Source organism: Eubacterium oxidoreducens (assembly GCF_900104415.1).
In the GTDB taxonomy this organism is placed as follows: Bacteria; Bacillota; Clostridia; order Lachnospirales; family Lachnospiraceae; genus Eubacterium_C; species Eubacterium_C oxidoreducens.
In genome coordinates this window covers 112,686-129,803 of record NZ_FMXR01000005.1, presented here as the reverse complement: position 1 = coordinate 129,803, position 17,118 = coordinate 112,686, and the positions used below count along the sequence as shown (strand labels likewise).

15 protein-coding genes are annotated in these 17,118 nt (G+C 38.5%); all 15 read right to left on the bottom strand.

The window, feature by feature from the left end:
• Nucleotides 1-16 precede the first annotated feature (16 nt).
• The 15 genes from BLS20_RS02260 to BLS20_RS02190 all read right to left on the bottom strand — a co-directional run bounded on the left by BLS20_RS02260 (nt 17) and on the right by BLS20_RS02190 (nt 17,118).
• The gene (locus BLS20_RS02260; RefSeq protein WP_090171756.1) at nt 17-1,078 is read right to left on the bottom strand and encodes an LCP family protein; all 1,062 of its coding nucleotides are present in this window, start codon (nt 1,076-1,078) and stop codon (nt 17-19) included.
• 11 nt (nt 1,079-1,089) lie between these two features.
• Entirely contained in the window at nt 1,090-2,820 is a 1,731-nt protein-coding gene (locus BLS20_RS02255) for a glycosyltransferase (protein ID WP_090171754.1), read from the bottom strand.
• Nucleotides 2,821-2,900: 80 nt separating this feature from the next.
• A complete protein-coding gene (locus tag BLS20_RS02250; RefSeq protein WP_090171752.1) occupies nt 2,901-4,028 on the bottom strand; it encodes an LCP family protein in 1,128 nt (375 codons plus the stop codon).
• Between the two features lie 76 nt (nt 4,029-4,104).
• Nucleotides 4,105-6,675 carry a right-handed parallel beta-helix repeat-containing protein gene (locus BLS20_RS02245; protein WP_090171750.1) on the bottom strand — a complete coding sequence of 857 codons (2,571 nt, stop codon included), beginning with the start codon at nt 6,673-6,675 and terminating at the stop codon, nt 4,105-4,107.
• Nucleotides 6,676-6,696: 21 nt separating this feature from the next.
• The gene (locus BLS20_RS02240; protein WP_090171748.1) at nt 6,697-7,446 is read right to left on the bottom strand and encodes an ABC transporter ATP-binding protein; all 750 of its coding nucleotides are present in this window, start codon (nt 7,444-7,446) and stop codon (nt 6,697-6,699) included.
• Nucleotides 7,446-8,255 (bottom strand): ABC transporter permease, encoded by an 810-nt coding sequence (locus BLS20_RS02235; protein ID WP_242870512.1) that lies wholly within the window; start codon nt 8,253-8,255, stop codon nt 7,446-7,448. The genes BLS20_RS02240 and BLS20_RS02235 overlap by 1 nt, the downstream gene beginning before the upstream one ends.
• Before the next feature lie 118 nt (nt 8,256-8,373).
• Complete coding sequence (locus BLS20_RS02230) at nt 8,374-9,096, bottom strand: IspD/TarI family cytidylyltransferase (RefSeq protein ID WP_090171746.1); 723 nt, start codon at nt 9,094-9,096, stop codon at nt 8,374-8,376.
• A gap of 98 nt (nt 9,097-9,194) precedes the next feature.
• Complete coding sequence (locus BLS20_RS02225) at nt 9,195-10,619, bottom strand: sugar transferase (protein WP_090171744.1); 1,425 nt, start codon at nt 10,617-10,619, stop codon at nt 9,195-9,197.
• Nucleotide 10,620: 1 nt separating this feature from the next.
• Nucleotides 10,621-12,282, bottom strand: a complete 1,662-nt coding sequence (leuA, locus tag BLS20_RS02220; protein WP_090171742.1) for a 2-isopropylmalate synthase — start codon at nt 12,280-12,282, stop codon at nt 10,621-10,623.
• A 39-nt stretch (nt 12,283-12,321) separates the two neighbouring features.
• Complete coding sequence (locus BLS20_RS02215) at nt 12,322-12,591, bottom strand: HPr family phosphocarrier protein (RefSeq protein ID WP_090171740.1); 270 nt, start codon at nt 12,589-12,591, stop codon at nt 12,322-12,324.
• Nucleotides 12,592-12,609: 18 nt separating this feature from the next.
• Entirely contained in the window at nt 12,610-13,920 is a 1,311-nt protein-coding gene (locus BLS20_RS02210) for a CdaR family protein (protein ID WP_090171738.1), read from the bottom strand.
• A complete protein-coding gene (cdaA, locus tag BLS20_RS02205; RefSeq protein ID WP_090171736.1) occupies nt 13,917-14,798 on the bottom strand; it encodes a diadenylate cyclase CdaA in 882 nt (293 codons plus the stop codon). The genes BLS20_RS02210 and cdaA overlap by 4 nt, the downstream gene beginning before the upstream one ends.
• Nucleotides 14,799-14,878: 80 nt before the next feature.
• Complete coding sequence (locus BLS20_RS02200) at nt 14,879-15,946, bottom strand: hypothetical protein (protein ID WP_090171734.1); 1,068 nt, start codon at nt 15,944-15,946, stop codon at nt 14,879-14,881.
• Between the two features lie 20 nt (nt 15,947-15,966).
• Nucleotides 15,967-16,362, bottom strand: a complete 396-nt coding sequence (locus tag BLS20_RS02195; protein WP_090171732.1) for a hypothetical protein — start codon at nt 16,360-16,362, stop codon at nt 15,967-15,969.
• A gap of 351 nt (nt 16,363-16,713) precedes the next feature.
• Nucleotides 16,714-17,118 carry a flagellar protein gene (locus BLS20_RS02190; protein WP_176762253.1) on the bottom strand — a complete coding sequence of 135 codons (405 nt, stop codon included), beginning with the start codon at nt 17,116-17,118 and terminating at the stop codon, nt 16,714-16,716.

Below are 17,118 nucleotides of genomic sequence, written 5' to 3'. Positions count from 1 at the left end.
CTCCTTCTTACAATTATTAGTAACCGTCACCTTCATGAATCCCTGTACGATAAATAATGGTATCTGAAAAATTTTGCACATCTTCAGACGGTGTATAATCCTCTGTTCCATACAAAAATTCATGTAATTCTATTACATTTGACTCCAAGTCCGCTGCAATTACAGAATTTCCAACCGATAAATCCATCGTTGTTTTTTCAAACGGAAATCCGGAGGAATCTGCCACTTCATAAGAAAATAACTGTAGCAACAATGTTACCATATCCGAATTGGTTAAAGAGGTAGAAATCTCCGGAAGCAAATCATTCATCATACTATTTAAGGTAAAGATATTAGATGATTTTGCCTGCTTTATTACCTTTGAAATAATCTCTCGTTGTCTTTTGGTTCGCTTAAAATCTCCACCGTTATCTTTTCGAATTCTCATATAGGCCAAAGCCTGAATGCCATCTAAAGTCTGCGTTCCGGCTGAAACATATTCCGTATCCGGATCCACATCCTTAAGCTTACAGACTTCTTTAATCGGCTTTTTCATAAGTTTGGCTTCGTTCTTCGTTACTTCAACTTCTTCTACGCCGCCAAGCTGATCAATGACATCAATTACAGCCTCAAAATCTACCGATACGTAATTTTGAATATTCAAATCGAGATTTTCATTGAGCATCTCGACTGCCTGCTGCGCACCTCCAAGAGAATAGGCCGCATTCGCTTTATTAAAATCTTCATCATCATCGGTCATATTTAAATAAGTATCACGATAAACTGACACCATCTTTACTTCATTTGTATCATTATTGATACTAAAAATCATAAGAACATCTGCACGTCCATTTTCATATTCGCCGCTCGTACGGTTGTCTAGTCCAAATACGGCAATATCAGTGTAACCATCAAGTGTCTCAAGAGTTGCCGGATCTAGATTATCATTATCCGTCGTAATGCCATTGCGACTGATTTTTCCAAATTGAACAAACAGATAAAGTACTACCAGTACAACCGCTAATATCACCATTTCTATAAGAAACATACGTACCTTTCTCTTACGTCTTTGCCTAGCGGTCATTCTTCTTCTTGCCATAATAATTTTTCTTACCTTTGACGCACAATATAGCGTGCGTTCCCCTTTTCAAAATTCATATTATAATAAGGATCCGGAGATTTCAGTTCACTTTCCCATCTTTCTTTCAAAATAAGACGAGCACGATTCTCTTCTATGGTTGAATATTGTTCCGGTTCTTCCATTTCCACAATCACATACGGATCTTGTACCAACTTATATCCTGCTTTTTTCATCTGCAGGCACAAATCCATAGCCCGATACCTATGTGGAAGCTCCCATAAGAATCCTCCGGTCATCTCAAATGCTTCTTTCTTAAGCATCGCACAATATAGGTTAATACCACTTACATACTGTGTCAACTCCCCACGACCTTGATATCCTTTATAATTCTTCTTAAGTCCTGCAAATGCAGGGCAAACGAGACCGTTTTCAAAATAAACCAGACCGTTTTGCACAACTTTTCCTTTTGCATTTACGGATTTTGTTCCTACTGCTCCAACATCCGGACGTTGCAAAATTCCCATCATCTCTTCTAGCGCACTCTTACTTGGCAAAAAAGCAGCCTTTTCTATCATCAAAATATATTTTCTATCAAAAACATACTTCTGTCCGGAGTTTTCCTCTGGCATATGCCAGATTTCAACACCAAATTTACGAAGTTCTGTTATCTGCTTTGTCTCTTCAAAATACGCTCCCGAAATAATCACCAGCAGCTGCTTAAATTTGTCTGCTTTATAAATCGGACGAAAATATCCCTGCTCAAGCTTCATCTTCACTTCACAAGGCGTCCCTATTCTTTCAAAATGCTGCATGAGCGCTTTTGCCGCCACTTCTGCCGACTTCACTTTTCCTACCGGATTCGAAGTAGCCGATACATTCTTTAATCGTTTATGATATAAAACCTTCGGAATATGACAAATCTTCCTGGCCTGCTCCGTCGCTCGAAGTACAAAATCATAATCCTGTGCACCTTCAAATTCTTCCCGAAATGCACCAATCGTTTCGATTAATTCTCTCTTAACCACAAACAATCGTCCTATATAATTATTCGTATTTAATAATTCTTCATTGTAATCAGGTTTAAAGCATGGTCTTTGATAAATATTCAAATCCTCTGATACCATATCTTCATCTGTATAAATGAAATCAGCTTCGCTCTCCTCGTTTAAAAGCTTTACAATCTCATACAAAGCACCCGGTTCTAATACATCATCATGATCGACAAAAGCGACATAATCACTTTCTACCCTATTAAGACCCATGTTAAACGTAGAAGCAATCCCTCGGTCTTCTTTGGAATGTTCATATACAATTGGTAGATTCGGATACTTCTTTTGTATCATTCGAATAATCTGAAAAACACCATTCGTCTCAGATGCGTCCACAATGATTACTTCCCAGTTTGAATATGTCTGCACATAAAGAGATTCTATCATTGCCATCAATCTCTCCTGTGGCGTTTCATAAGCTGCAACCACAACGGAGATCTTTGGTTCAAAAGCAAATCTTTCTTCGCGCTGTCTTGCAACCTCCGCATCAGATGTCATAAACAGATAGCTATTTTCCGAATAAGACTGTACGGCATGACTGTTCCCCTCAAATGTATGCGAAAGAACTTCTCTAACACTTACACGTCCTAAATACTGTGCAGTCTTTCCAATCTGACTCCACTGGTTGATTGCACGTTTTGTCCGGTCTTTTTTTTCATTTTGTCTTGACTTATCCTGCCTACTTTGTCCTCGCGTGCTCTTCTTCGCCAATCCGTTGCTCCTCTCACCTGGAAAACGTCTTTAAGCAGCACCGACTTTATCTCCATCGATGCTGCTTTTTTATCTAACAACTACTCAGTTGTTGAATCGGAATCGGAATCTGAACTACTATCTGAATCTTCATCATCTTCATCATCTTCTGAGTTAATCACCGTTGCCGTGTACTGTCCAAGATTACTTATAATCTGCGAACTATATGACTCAGTTGTATCGGACACTTCATAATCATCTTCATCCGGATATAAGAATTCATGTAGGGTTTCTACATTGTTATCTAAGTCAACCGGAATTATGATATATCCGAGAGAACCTATCGTATTCGATGCATAGTCAAAAGGGAATCCCGTTGTATCTTCAATTTCAAACTTCGAAGCATTCTTAATATAATACTTCAGTTCATCATCACTTAGCGATACCAAAACTCTGTTATTCTCCGTCATAGAATCAAAGATATTGATTAGCTGTGAATAGCTGGCATCCTTCATCTTTTCAAGAATCTTTTCTATAACCTCTCTCTGACGCTCCGTTCTGGAAAAATCACCACCCGTAATTTGTCGAATTCTGGCATAAGTACATGCCTGAACACCATCTAATGTCTGTGTGCCTTCCGATACATAATTTGCCGTCTTACCTGTCAGATTCGCTGTTTCCGCAATATACTCTTGCATCTCTGCTGCTTCTTCTGCAGACACATCAACTTCTATTCCTCCAAGTTCATCAACAACATCTACCAGGCCGGTAAAATCAATTGTAATGAAATCCTGAATATCTAAATCCAGATTCTCATTAAGCATTGTAATGGTTCTCGACGGTCCACCTGCCGAATAGGCATAGTTGCATTTTCTGTATTTATCTTCACCCACATTAAGATAAGTATCTCGATAAACCGATGCCAAACGACATTCTTTTGTCTCATTATCAATACTTAAAACAATCATAGTATCAGAGTTACCACTTTGCAGACTCTCTGAAGTTCGATTATCAACTCCAAACAAAGCGATTGTGGTATATCCTTCTTCTACTACTTCCTCTTCTTCTGTATCTGTTGACAGTTCATATCTCTCTACCTGATCCAACTTACTTTGGATGTACGAATTGACAAAATAATATCCGAACACCAAGGCTGCAGCAACAATAATTAAGATTGTTACAATAATAGCCTTAATTTTTCTCTTTTTTCTTCTACTTCTTCCAGCCATGATTTATGGTTCTCCTTCAATAATTTCAATCAACGCTTAGAAAACGTGCTGATTTTTATTAAGTCGAATAACTTCTTTATTTTACTACTATTGTTCGTAAAATGCTATTCCCACTCGTATCTTTTAATTTAACTTTTATGATTTCTCCTTTTTTTAATTTTTTCTTAAGTTTTACCGTAAACTTCCCATCTTTGTCTGTTTTTACAGATGCAATTTTCTTATTGCCCCTATATAAGACAAGCTTTGTATTTTTCAGCGTTTTGCCTTTTATGGTCTTTGACTTTGCTTTTATTCCTTTTAACTTCATCTTCTTGATTGTCGTATTGGTGTTTTTACCAGAAGATGAACTCTTATATATTTCATACGTTCCTTTGTTGCAAAGCGTATTATTTGTCATTTTCACAGCTTTTGACACACTATACAGGCTTAATCCGGTACTTTTATTCTTTGTGATTGTATTTCCCTTAATCGTAACCTGTCCTGTGCTTACCAGCGTTATTCCGGTGTTGTTTTTTGTTACCTTATTTTTTTTCAGCAATGCTTTTGACTCTGTACCAATATAAACTCCGGATTCATTATTTTTACAGGTATTATTCGCAACTACCACATTGCTCTTTTGTAAAATAATGATTCCATAACCACTGTTATTATTCACCTGGTTACCTTTTGATTTTCCGCCTATGACAGACTTGCTTGTTGCTTCTGAGATTGATATTCCATTCGCTTTGTTGTTTTCAAGCTTATTATTATAGATATTTACAGTTGCACCTACAACGCTGATTCCATTTTCCTTATTTTTGCTGATTGTATTTTTGCTGAATTTCACTTGGGAATCATGATACACACCTACACCATGATTTCCATTTGCATTAATCTTTGAATTTTGGATATTTAATACGGACTTTTCTTCAACGCAAATTCCATTCGAGGAATTATTACAAACCTTCACTTGTTTCATGCTAAGTGTTGACTTAGATAGATACACTCCGTTTTTCTTGCAGTTTGTATAGCTACCGCCCGTTACCGATACCGTAGCACCATCCATCACTTTCAAACCTTGCCCACTTGCTCCGCTTACATAATCCTTTAACAGATTTACATTTGAATCACCTGCTATATATATGCCGTGGGTCTTCGTCTTATATATTTTATTATTTGACACCGTATGGCTCTTACAATCCTGAATATATATTCCGCATCCTTCAATCTTGTAGCCGGATGATGAACCAATGGTATTGCCTGAAACTGTATTTGAGCTCGCAGACTTTATCACAATTCCATTCGCAATCGAATTATTAGCCGAATTCTTTTTGCTTTCCGTAATTTTATTATTAGTAACACTAGAATTCGACACCGATTTCAAATATATTCCGGCATCGTAAGAATGGATGGTATTTCCCATAATTGTGACAGCACTTAGTGCATACGTCTTTCCTTGATAGTCGCTACCACTTATATATATGGCATAATTATAATTATAAGAAACAGATTTGCTGTTTGACACCGTAATCGTATTATTCCGAATTACGAGATTTACCGATGATACGATTTTTGCCTTCGACGGGTCGTTCGCTGTTTTTATCGAACTTGCTAGGGCAGTATAGCTTACGCCTCTTCCCACATTTTTCATGGTATTATTCTCGATTGCAACATTGATAGAACCGATTGGATTTACTGCCGCATTTGCAATATCTGAAAATGTATTATCTTTTATTTCAATTCCTTTATTGTAAATACCATAAACAACAAAATGATTGCCAATTCCTTTTGCCAGGTTTGAAAAAGTATTTTTGTAGATCAATATATTCTGACAAATTGTATCATCAAATGCCTCACAAGAGCTGGCATTATCATCACTATTTGCCACTTCAATCTGAATTGCCTCTTTTACTTTTGATCCTGTATAATTTTTGAATGAGCAACCATATACACTTATTCCTTTGCTGCTACATATTTCCAAATGATGACCATTTGTATCGCCATTTAATTCAACATTACGAAGGATAATATTTTGTGCATGTGAAATTCTAAAAAGCGAGAAATAAAGTAAGCTGTCGCTTATGCCATTGTTAATCAGATAATTCTCATCAAACTCGGCAATATTTCCGTCAAAACAGCCACCGTCAATCAAAATATTTTCTACTGAACTATATCCCGTCGGGGAAGCCTCATTTCCAAGTCCGCATCGAACTAATCCGGCACTGGCTTTCCCTTTCTTAAATGTCACCCCGGCCGTCAGATCCAACCATGTATTGGAATAGATCTTTATATATCCACTTAAATAATACGTTCCCTTTGGCACAACCAATCTATATAAGGTACCATCTTCTTGATTTTCTTTCACTTCATCAAGATAGTTTTGCATTATGGTTCTATTTTCTTCCATATCTTCACGGTTCTCACTTAACCCTTCCACTTCAATCAGCTGTACACCGGTGTATGTGATTGCCGCTCCGGTTGCCGTCGAAGATCCCGCCGAAACCGTAATCGTTGCTTGCTCCGATTGCACTGTGGCAGACTCACCTGCCATAGCTTTCATAGTGCTTGGGAACAAAACCACTAAGCATATGATAATCAGAATTTTCAAAAAACTCTTCACGATTTTTCCTTTCCCAAAAAATTCCTCATCCATCTGCGATAATCCCATCCATGTCAATTGCAAAACAAGTTACGCTTCTTCTTCTTCCTGTTCCATAAATTCAATGTAATGGTCTAACACTTCTTTCGTTGGGCCAATTTCCTTAAATTCCCCTTCATTGATCCACAAAACAGTATCACAAAGCTTTTGTATCGTATTCATATTGTGCGATACAATGACAACCGTTCGATTCTCATCGCTTATAAGCTCTTGCATCTTCTTAAAACTCTTTTTCTTAAAACGAGCATCTCCAACGCTAAGCACTTCATCTACCAATAAAATATCCGGCTCTAAAATTGCTGATATCGAAAAAGATAATTTCGAAAACATACCGGATGAATAAGTTCTAACCGGCTTATCAATAAACTTCTTTAATCCGGAGAACTTGATGATTTTAGGCATCTTTTCCATGATTTCATCCATAGTAAAGCCTAACAACAATCCTGTCAGAATAATATTGTCTCGCCCCGGCAATTCCTTTTGAAATCCAACGCCAATAGCAAGTAAGGATACTGTATTATTATGAACATCCACACTACCACCATCCGGCGAAAAGATTCCTGCCAATGTCCGAAGAAGTGTTGACTTTCCACTTCCATTTTTTCCTACGATTCCAAGAATCTGTCCTTTTTCCACATCGAAGCTTACTCCCTTCAATGCATCAACGACTTCTACCTTTTGCTTTTTTCGGCCAATCGATCCTCTAAACGACCGCGCCTTCATGCTTTTATATCTAACGTGTAAATCATTTACACTGATTGCTATCTCTTTCTCACTCATTAAATCACCTTCACATAAGTATTCTCATTTCGGTAAATCAAAACTACTCCCACTATAGACAATCCGATTGAAATTGCATACCAAATCAAAAGATACGTATACGATATCGGTTCCTTATAGATAATAGAACTTCTTAAGCCCTGTACAATATATGCCAGCGGGTTCCACTTTCCCAGCAAAGTTGCCAACCACGCATGTGTCTTTCCGATACGATTGTCAATAGAATAAAAAATACCAGTCATATAAAACACGACCCTCAGTAAAATGTTGATCACATTTTTCAAATCCGAAATAAACACTCCAATATGCGTACAAATACACATAACTCCAAAGGTCAAAATAAACAATAACAGCATAAGCGGTATCACATTAATCAGATAACAACTTGGCTCTAACCGAGAAACAAACATCATGATCACAATAATTGCAATGGAAAAAAGCATCTTGAATGCACGGACAAGCATTTCCACCTGATTCAAGACAAACTTAGGTAAATATATCTTTGATACGGTTCCTTTATGCTTTTTCACAATTCGAACAGAGGCTTTGACGGAACCATTAAAAAAGTTCCATGCGGTCAAACCAACAAAAATAAAAATTGGGAAATAATCTTCACGCGCCTCAAAAATCACGCCAAATACAAAGGCATAAATCAGCATGAAGCAAAATGGTTCTAAAACCCACCATACCCAATTCAAATACGAATCTGCAACATCTTTTTTGAGATTTGCTTTCGCTGCATATAATATATAACTCCAAAATTTCTTGTTATCTTTTATAAAACGCTTCATAACAACTATCTCTTCCATATCATAACTGTTTTACCAATTACAAAAAGAACATCCTCCTCAACTACTAAAGTTATCCCCTTGCTTTTCACCTATATTCTTCTCTCACACTTTTTGCCAACTCCCCTATCCAGTTACCTTATACCTGTTGTTCTAGTATAACCTCTGCCACTTTAAGGTCAAGCGGATAAGTGATTTTTATATTCTCCCGTTCGCCTTCTACTATACAAACATTTTCCCCGGACAAAACCATAATCTTACACGCATCGGTCAAAGAATCTTTTTCTTCAAAAGAAAGCGCATCATATTGCTCCTTTAATTTCTGCGCCTTAAATGTCTGAGGTGTTTGTTGCTGATACATATATCTTCTATCCGGAATTTGTTCAATAAATCTACCTTCCTTGTTGCTGCGCATAATGGTATCTGTCGCCGCAACCGCTGTTGCACATGCATCAAAAGACTCCATGCTTGCAATATTTTCCATAATAATTCTCCCCGTTACAAAAGGTCGCGCAGCATCATGAGTTACAATTACCGTTTGCTCATTCATACCATACTCGCTTTCGATAAATGCAATTGCATTCATAATCGTCTCATTTCGTTGCGCGCCACCTTCTATCACCTGCAACCGATCGCCCTGAGGAAAATATGTTGCCAACAACTCTTTTGTATAATCCATCCACTGTTTCGGTGTCAAAACAATAATCGTATCAATCAACTTATTGGAGAAAAACTTTTCTACCGTATGGACAAGAATCGGCTTTTTGCCAAGCAAAAGAAACTGTTTTGGTTTCGATACTGCTCCCATACGAGTCCCGTTACCTCCCGCCAGGATTACTGCATATACGTTATTTTGATTCATATTCCGATATGCTCCTTTCCAGGAATTCTTCTTTTTTATTGCATTATTGACACTTTAACACTTTTTTTTTAAGAAAACAACTTTTATTCCGGAACGATTTACTCATGTATCTTTGCTTTATTTACTATCGTATTCTTTCCTTCATTATGCTCTACAAGTTCTTTGAGCACCTGTTCATCCACAACCTTGTCAAATCCTTCCGTTGACTCTTTCTTGAACATGATTTTGATTGTCATCAGCATCAGTTTAAGATCAGTAAGAATGGAATAATTCTCAATATACATAAGATCCAGCCTCAATTTGTCATAGGCTGAAGTATTATACTTTCCGTAGATTTGGGCATAACCTGTCAAGCCGCCCTTCACTTTACTTCGATATACAAACTCCGGAATCAGTTTCGTATATTTTTCCACATGTTCACAACGCTCCGGACGAGGTCCACACCAGCTCATATCCCCTTTAAAGATATTAAGAACCTGGGGAAGTTCATCCAATCTTGAAGCTCTGATTATTTTTCCGACTCTCGTAATTCTTGGATCGTTTTGCGTTGCAGGTCTGGACTTTCCGTCCTTTTCCGCATCTACAACCATACTTCTAAACTTCAAGATAGCAAATACTTTTCCATCTTTCGTCACACGATCCTGTCGATAAAAGACAGGCCCATGATCGTCAAGTTTGATGGCAATTGCCACAATCAACATAATTGGCAGTCCCGGTATCAACGCAATTATTGAAAATATCAAATCGAAGATTCGCTTTCCTGCCGATTGTGCTCTCGTAAGACCGGTTCCTTTTACCAGCAAAAGCGGAGTGTCAAAAAGATTAATATCTTTTGCTCCTCGATTGATAATATCCGAAATTTTCGGAACAATATAAGCTCTTGTACACGTTTTATAACAATACTTCATAATATCGTTTCGCATTTCTGCGTGTACATCATTGATTACAACTGCATCATGCTCATCGATAATGCGACAGATCTTCTCAAGACCTTCCTCTGTGGAAACCATTCGCGTAATCCGATATTTGTCAGAACGGGTATCGAGCTTGAGTTTGATTGACACCGCCTTAATATCGCCATAGATAAGCACCATATTTCTGGGGACATATAACCTATGGTAAATCACGGAAAATATATATGACATCACAAGACATATCGCCATCCCAAGAAATGTCATTCCTACAAGCGGAAGCGGATTGATCATCTTGTTAATCATAAGCGACAACTGAAAATATGTAATAAAATTAACAATCACCAGCGCTACCCATTGCGAGATCACAACATCGGTCAATCTTAAATAACCAAACTTAAATCCCTCGCTGTAGTAGAACAAAATGATTGTCAGCAGGGCATACACCCCAAGAAGAACATACTTTCCACGTCCGTGAAAAAGATGTCCTTCTACTCGATAGAATCCGCGCCATACAAGGAAAAACAAGAGGGCCAGTGCCGCGATTTCTATAATGGCTTCCAGTTTTCGTATTGATGCTTTTACGTCATCATTTCTTCTTCTTTCATCCATACTATTTCTCACTCAATCGGTTCAACGCACTAAACAAAGCACGTACAGATGCTCTTGTAATATTAGAACTCAGTCCTACACCAAAGGTATCCTTTCCGGAATTCAGATCTTTTAGATGAATATAAGCTGCTGCCTTTGCTTCAGAACCTGCACTAAGCGCATGTTCTGTATAATCCAGCACTCTTACGTTGACATCTACCTTTTTGGCAATCGCTTCCTTAACGGCATTTAACGGACCGTTGCCGACCGCCTCTGAAACCATGTTCTCGCCTTTATAGGAAAATTCCAATTTGGCATGTGCGTCATGTTCTCCAACATCTTCAACCTTAACTCTGCCAAATGTAAATGGTGTGTTCTGATCCAAATATTCTTTATCAAATGCTTTCTTAATTTCTTGTGGAGAAACCTCTCCGCCCTTCTTCTCAGAAATCTTTTGGATAACATCCGCAAATTCACGATGCATACTCTTAGGCAACTTGTAACCAAAATTCATATCCATAATAAAGGCTACGCCGCCTTTTCCCGACTGGCTGTTGATTCGTACAACCGGCTCGTACTCTCTTCCGATATCCGCAGGATCGATTGGCAGATATGGCACATCCCAAATCTTGCAATCATGTTCTTCTAGATACTGTTTTCCTTTATTAATTGCATCCTGATGAGAACCGGAAAATGCGGTAAATACCAGCTGTCCGGCATACGGATGTCGCATCGGTATTTCCATTTTACAGCAGCGCTCATATACCTCTGCAATTTTCTTTACATTATCAATATTTAATTCCGGATCAACGCCCTGTGAAAACATATTATACGCAACCGTAAGAATATCCACATTACCTGTTCTTTCCCCATTTCCGAACAAAGTTCCTTCTACTCTGTCCGCACCGGCTAACAGTGCAAGTTCTGTAGATGCCACCCCGGTACCTCTATCATTATGCGGATGGATACTGATGATAATATTTTCTCTTTCTTTAAAATGACGATCCATCCATTCAATCTGATCGGCATAAACATTCGGTGTATTCATTTCTACCGTCAAAGGAAGATTAAATATAATTGGATTATCATTAAAATGATCCCATGCATCTTGCACCGCAGTGCAGATATCAAGTGAAAATTCCAATTCCGTTCCCATAAAACTTTCCGGAGAATATTCGAGCGTAATATTTCCATCAAAGTCAGCTGCAAGTTCTCTTACAAGCTTTGTTCCGTCAATGGCAATCTGCTTGATTTCTTCTTTTTCCATATGAAATACAACTTTTCTTTGGATTACCGAAGTAGAATTATAAATATGAACCACTACATTTTTGATACCTTCGATTGCTTCGAACGTTCTGCGGATGAGATGCTCCCTACACTGTGTCAACACCTGCACGGTTACATCATCCGGAATCATGTTCTCGCGAACAAGCTCACGCAAAAAATCATATTCAATCTGCGAAGCTGCCGGAAATCCGATTTCTATTTCTTTAAATCCCAAATCAATCAGCAATTGGAACATTTCCATTTTTTCTTCAACGTTCATCGGCTCAATCAGGGCCTGGTTTCCATCTCTAAGATCAACGCTGCACCAGATTGGCGCTTTTTCAATTTCCCTGTTCGGCCACTGTCTATCCGGAAGCGTAATAACCGGAGACTTTTCATATTTTTTGTAATTCATCATTTTCTATCTCCATTCTGTCTTAATATATTCAGTAAATTGTCAGGCTTTTTCACCCATTCCCGATTCCACGAGTTCAATCATCGCTTTCATCGCTTCGACTTCATCGACTCCCTCGCAGCAGATCTCAATTTCGTCACCACATTTTACACAAGCTGCAAGTACGCTCAGTACACTTTTTGCATTTGCAATAGACGACTTATGCTGAAATGTGATTTTTGATTTAAATTTCTGTGCGACATCACACATGATTCCTGCAGGTCTAAGATGCAGACCTGTTGTATTAATTATTGTTACCTTCTGGCTTAGCATAATTTCCTCCACCAATTTCTATTCGCTCGTATTCGTATCGGAGTCTCCTGATGAATCCTGGTTTGAATCCTCTTCACTCTCCGATTCCGTACTCTGCGAAGTAATTGTGATTGATACTGTCGGCGAACCACTCACCGTATATTTTTCCTCATCAAGACTTAGCTGGATTGTAAGTTTATATTCCCCTTCTCCAAGTCCCGATGCATCAACCGTTCCTGTTATATCCCCGGCCGTCAAAGCTTCTAGATCTGTTTCATTACCCATTAGTTTTATTTTAACCGTACTCTTAGCAAATGTACTTTCCAGGCCATCTGCAAGATTCAATACAGATAGGTTCTTTGTCGATACCGAATATGTCTTTGTGGCGATTTTTTCAATCGTCACAGCAATTGTAACCGTCTTTTCCTTATCATCCGTCAAGCTTACTCCATCCGGAAGATATTCCGTAATATCAACCTGTACAGATTGATCTTCATCCGCACCCGTCACATCAAGAAGGCTCGACGGTAATACAATCTCCGATAATGTCGATAATATTTCCTCATCACCTTGTACGCCAACCGACTCCGGCGAGCATAGAACCGATGTCACCTCATATCCATCAGCCGGCGTTCCTTCCGGTTCAATCGTAATCGGCACCGACTTTTGTTCTACAATTTCTGCCTTTACCGTTACTTTCTCACGGGAAAGCGTAAGATTATCACTACTGATTTCATTTCCATCTTTATCGTAGAAGACCAACGCTACTTTATCCTTAATATTTTCTGACATTCCTTCCACACTGATTGTGGCTACTACAGAATTAATTTCCGACACAATCGATTCTGCACCGGTTACCGTTATTACATTTGGCGACGCGGAAACAGAACCAACCGCATAACCATCTTCCGGTGTTCCGGTTGCACTTGCATCGATTACAAACTGTTTTGTCATTGCATCTTCAACACTAACTTGCATATTCTGCGTTGTCTTATTAATCGTAATCTGATTTGCATAACGATTCGCTGTCACCTCAATCGGCACTAGCGAAAGACCTTCAATCTGTCCCATATCCGCTGTTACAGTAAAGTCAGAACTGCTTAGCTGCTCCACCACGGAACGTGGAGCCGTTACCGTGAATACACATACATCACTGTCATTTAGGACTTCATATACTTTTCCCATGTCCGTAATAACATCCTCATTCTCCACCGTTACTTCTGCGGTAAACTGTTTTGTCGTTTGCGGATCATTAATATTGACCACTATCATCCAAAAGATCACCGCAAGAATAATCGCAAGTATCTTAAGTCCCCAATTATTTGTAATTACTTTCCAGACTGTCTTCATTCTTCCGACCTCCTTTGCTTTTGAAAGAGACCGGTTCTAAGATTCTCCGTCGTATTGGTATTGATATTCTTTAACTCACTGCGCAAATATTCCGGATCGATATCTCGCTCAATCTTTCCATGATGCGCAATTGATACCTGTCCCGTTTCTTCCGATACGACAATCGTCAAAGAATCGCTAACTTCACTGATTCCAACAGCGGCTCGATGTCTCGTCCCAAGTTCTTTGCTCAACTGCATATTCTCAGATAACGGCAGATAACAAGTTGCTGCTATAATACGATTCTCTCGCACAATAATCGCACCATCGTGCAATGGTGTATTGTGCTCAAATATATTAACAAGAAGCTGATAGGAAATAACACTATCAAGCGTAATACCTGTTCTTTCATACTCCGTCAGTTTATTGTTCTGCTCTACAACAATCAACGCTCCGGTTTTCACCTTCCCCATGTCAAAGCATGCGCGCACCAGATCATTCATTGTTTTTTCTGTAAATCTCTCATCATTTGTCTTAAAGAAATCCGAATTAAATATCGATGTTATAAATCGCTTTCTTCCTAGCGTCTCTAGCGCTCTTCTTAGTTCCGGTGCAAAGATAACCAAAAGCGCAATCACTGCAAAATTCAGCACTTTACCCGCCAGCCATAAGATGGTACTCATCTGAAACATTGCTGCAAACAAGATAAAAATCAGTACAACCAACAAGCCTTTTAAAAGAGCCCAGGCACGCGTATTTTTCATCCATACAATTACGTGATAAAAAAGGAATGCAATAATTGCAATCTCAATAATGTCTTTCACTGTCATGGATGGAAAATCAATCCAAAACAAATAATTATTCTTAAACGCCAGTGCATTAGATATAATCGAGTGCATCTCATTCCTCCTTTCTATCACAAATCCATCTTATAGATTACTTCTTTTATCAAAATTTTTTGTGTATGACTTCTTAATTTTTAATTAAGATGATCCTCTTTTTCCGATAAACCATCTTCAAATTCTGCTGCCAGATCCCGCAAAGCTTTCCTTTGCGCCTCTGTCAGTTCTTCTTCGTGTTCTTCGCTTTCATCATTTTCTTCGTTTTCTGTCGTCTCTTCTTTTTCTGCGGTGTTATAATGTTTGATTAATTTCTGTGTTCTTGCCACCGACTGTTTCGGTATTGCCTTTACAAAATAATAATATTCATCATCCTCAAACTGCACCCGCTCTACCCTTGCATAATCGAGCGACCTTGTCAAATACAAAAACAAAAACGCAATTACAATCGCTATCGCCTGTCCGATACACATCACCGGAATCTTTGATACATTCGAAGTGAGCATATAAAAAATCAGCATTCCGGCAACATTAATGATAACACCTATGGAAAGGGCAATATTTCTTGCATGATTAAAACTTTGCCTTCCTACTACATAAATAATGATTGCCGATAACAAAAATATCAAACCGGCAAAAATCATTTCCTGATTTTGAACCAGCTGACTAACACAAGCCTTTAATACTTCCAAACTTGTCGTGTCATCCGCCCGATACAGTGCTGCTGATTCTCGAACTCCTTTTAAGAAATAGTAATACACCATCCCCGTCAAGATTGCAATCAGCGACATCAGGTTCTTACGAAGTCCCGCAATATATACCACCACATAAGGCACCCCAATTGTAGCTAATAAGACGGTTACCAAAGCCAGGTATCCATCTTTGGGAACAAATCGAAAATACAAAAGCAATGACATAAAAAACAAAACAATCGTAAACATTGCCAGTTCTGACGAAAGTGCATACAAATGCACAACCACAAATACCGCTGCCACAAAAATTGTAAAATTAACCGGCAAAAAAGCACATACTACTGCCAATCCTACAATAATCCAGACATGATGCAACGAGCTCATATATCCAATATTTATATTAATTAACAAAAACGTAATAAAAGCCAACACAAAACGTGTCATCATCTTTACAAACGTTTCGTATTCTTCACAAAATCCTTCTATTCGATCTCGAAGTTCCAGTAAAGCTGCCATAAAACCCCCTAAACAATGAATTACTCATCGTCTTCTTTACCGTAATATCTAACCAGTCGGCTCAGCAATCCGTAATATCGCCTTTTCCCTTTTTCTGCACGTGTATATCGTATGTTATAAACGAAAAAGCAAATCACCTGATAAATCACTTCCAACACAAGATAATGAAGTATTAGTTTTATTAAAACAGGCGCCACTCCATCTACAAAATCATCCAGCAGTGCAAAATCCTTATATACAAGTTCGCCTCCTGCCAATGCAGCAAATGAAATGGTCGAGTAAATCCATCCCTTGACCATCTGCATTGTCACATAATCCCAACGATTATATTCACTTATTTCTAACGCTTTTTTCCCTTCGCCCTCTTCGTAAATGGCAAGTTTTGTCATCTGTTTTAATTTCTCTTCATCAACCATAAGCAACCTGCTTTCAAGTACTCAAAAAGATGCTCGAATGCATTCCATTCTCACTTCTTAAAGCAAGGACGGCATCCCGCCCGGGGACAATCTACCAGCCTTCGCCTTCACTTTACAAAAAAGCAAGAGCATCCCCGTCTAAGATACAAATATGCAAATGAGCATACACATACATAGTGATTATAGCACACAAGGGTACAAATGCAAATTCTCTGGTTGGACTGTTACTAAAAAAAGAATGTCGCTCGCGACATTCTGCGGAGTTGTCAAGACTGAGTTAACTTTCAAGGATTCTAAAACAATTTCCAATTATCCCAAAAAAGGCAGAGGATCAATTCCCCCGCCTCATTCTTATTTATCCAAGAATCTCATTCTAGGATTATCTTTTACCGGCTTTTTCGGTTCCACTTTCGGTTTCTGCTTGATACCGGTCGCCAGATTGTTTTGTACCTTATCCTTACATTCGTTACAATACTTACCTGTACGAATCATCTTTCCGCACAATTCGCAGTCAATCCCTACCATAGAATCTTCTGCAAAAACAAGTCTTTCCTCTCGTACCCACTGCTTGATCTGCTTAATTGCCACATCATTGTCTTCCGAAATCTGTTCTAATGATGCTCCCTTATTGTTACGCACGTATTCTTTTACTTCCTGGAATTTATCTTCCACTTTTTTTACACACGCAGGGCAAATCTTCGGGCCATTCATCCAATTAAATAATCTTCCGCACTCTTTACAATTTTTAACTTCCAT

Coding starts and splice junctions, on each gene's coding strand:
- BLS20_RS02260 (WP_090171756.1), bottom strand. CDS start 1,078: ATGGCAAGAAGAAGAATGACCGCTAGGCAAAGACGTAAGAGAAAGGTA.
- BLS20_RS02250 (WP_090171752.1), bottom strand. CDS start 4,028: ATGGCTGGAAGAAGTAGAAGAAAAAAGAGAAAAATTAAGGCTATTATT.
- BLS20_RS02245 (WP_090171750.1), bottom strand. CDS start 6,675: ATGGGATTATCGCAGATGGATGAGGAATTTTTTGGGAAAGGAAAAATC.
- BLS20_RS02240 (WP_090171748.1), bottom strand. CDS start 7,446: ATGAGTGAGAAAGAGATAGCAATCAGTGTAAATGATTTACACGTTAGA.
- BLS20_RS02235 (WP_242870512.1), bottom strand. CDS start 8,255: ATGGAAGAGATAGTTGTTATGAAGCGTTTTATAAAAGATAACAAGAAA.
- BLS20_RS02230 (WP_090171746.1), bottom strand. CDS start 9,096: ATGAATCAAAATAACGTATATGCAGTAATCCTGGCGGGAGGTAACGGG.
- BLS20_RS02225 (WP_090171744.1), bottom strand. CDS start 10,619: ATGGATGAAAGAAGAAGAAATGATGACGTAAAAGCATCAATACGAAAA.
- leuA (WP_090171742.1), bottom strand. CDS start 12,282: ATGATGAATTACAAAAAATATGAAAAGTCTCCGGTTATTACGCTTCCG.
- BLS20_RS02215 (WP_090171740.1), bottom strand. CDS start 12,591: ATGCTAAGCCAGAAGGTAACAATAATTAATACAACAGGTCTGCATCTT.
- BLS20_RS02210 (WP_090171738.1), bottom strand. CDS start 13,920: ATGAAGACAGTCTGGAAAGTAATTACAAATAATTGGGGACTTAAGATA.
- cdaA (WP_090171736.1), bottom strand. CDS start 14,798: ATGCACTCGATTATATCTAATGCACTGGCGTTTAAGAATAATTATTTG.
- BLS20_RS02200 (WP_090171734.1), bottom strand. CDS start 15,946: ATGGCAGCTTTACTGGAACTTCGAGATCGAATAGAAGGATTTTGTGAA.
- BLS20_RS02195 (WP_090171732.1), bottom strand. CDS start 16,362: ATGGTTGATGAAGAGAAATTAAAACAGATGACAAAACTTGCCATTTAC.
- BLS20_RS02190 (WP_176762253.1), bottom strand. CDS start 17,118: ATGGAAGTTAAAAATTGTAAAGAGTGCGGAAGATTATTTAATTGGATG.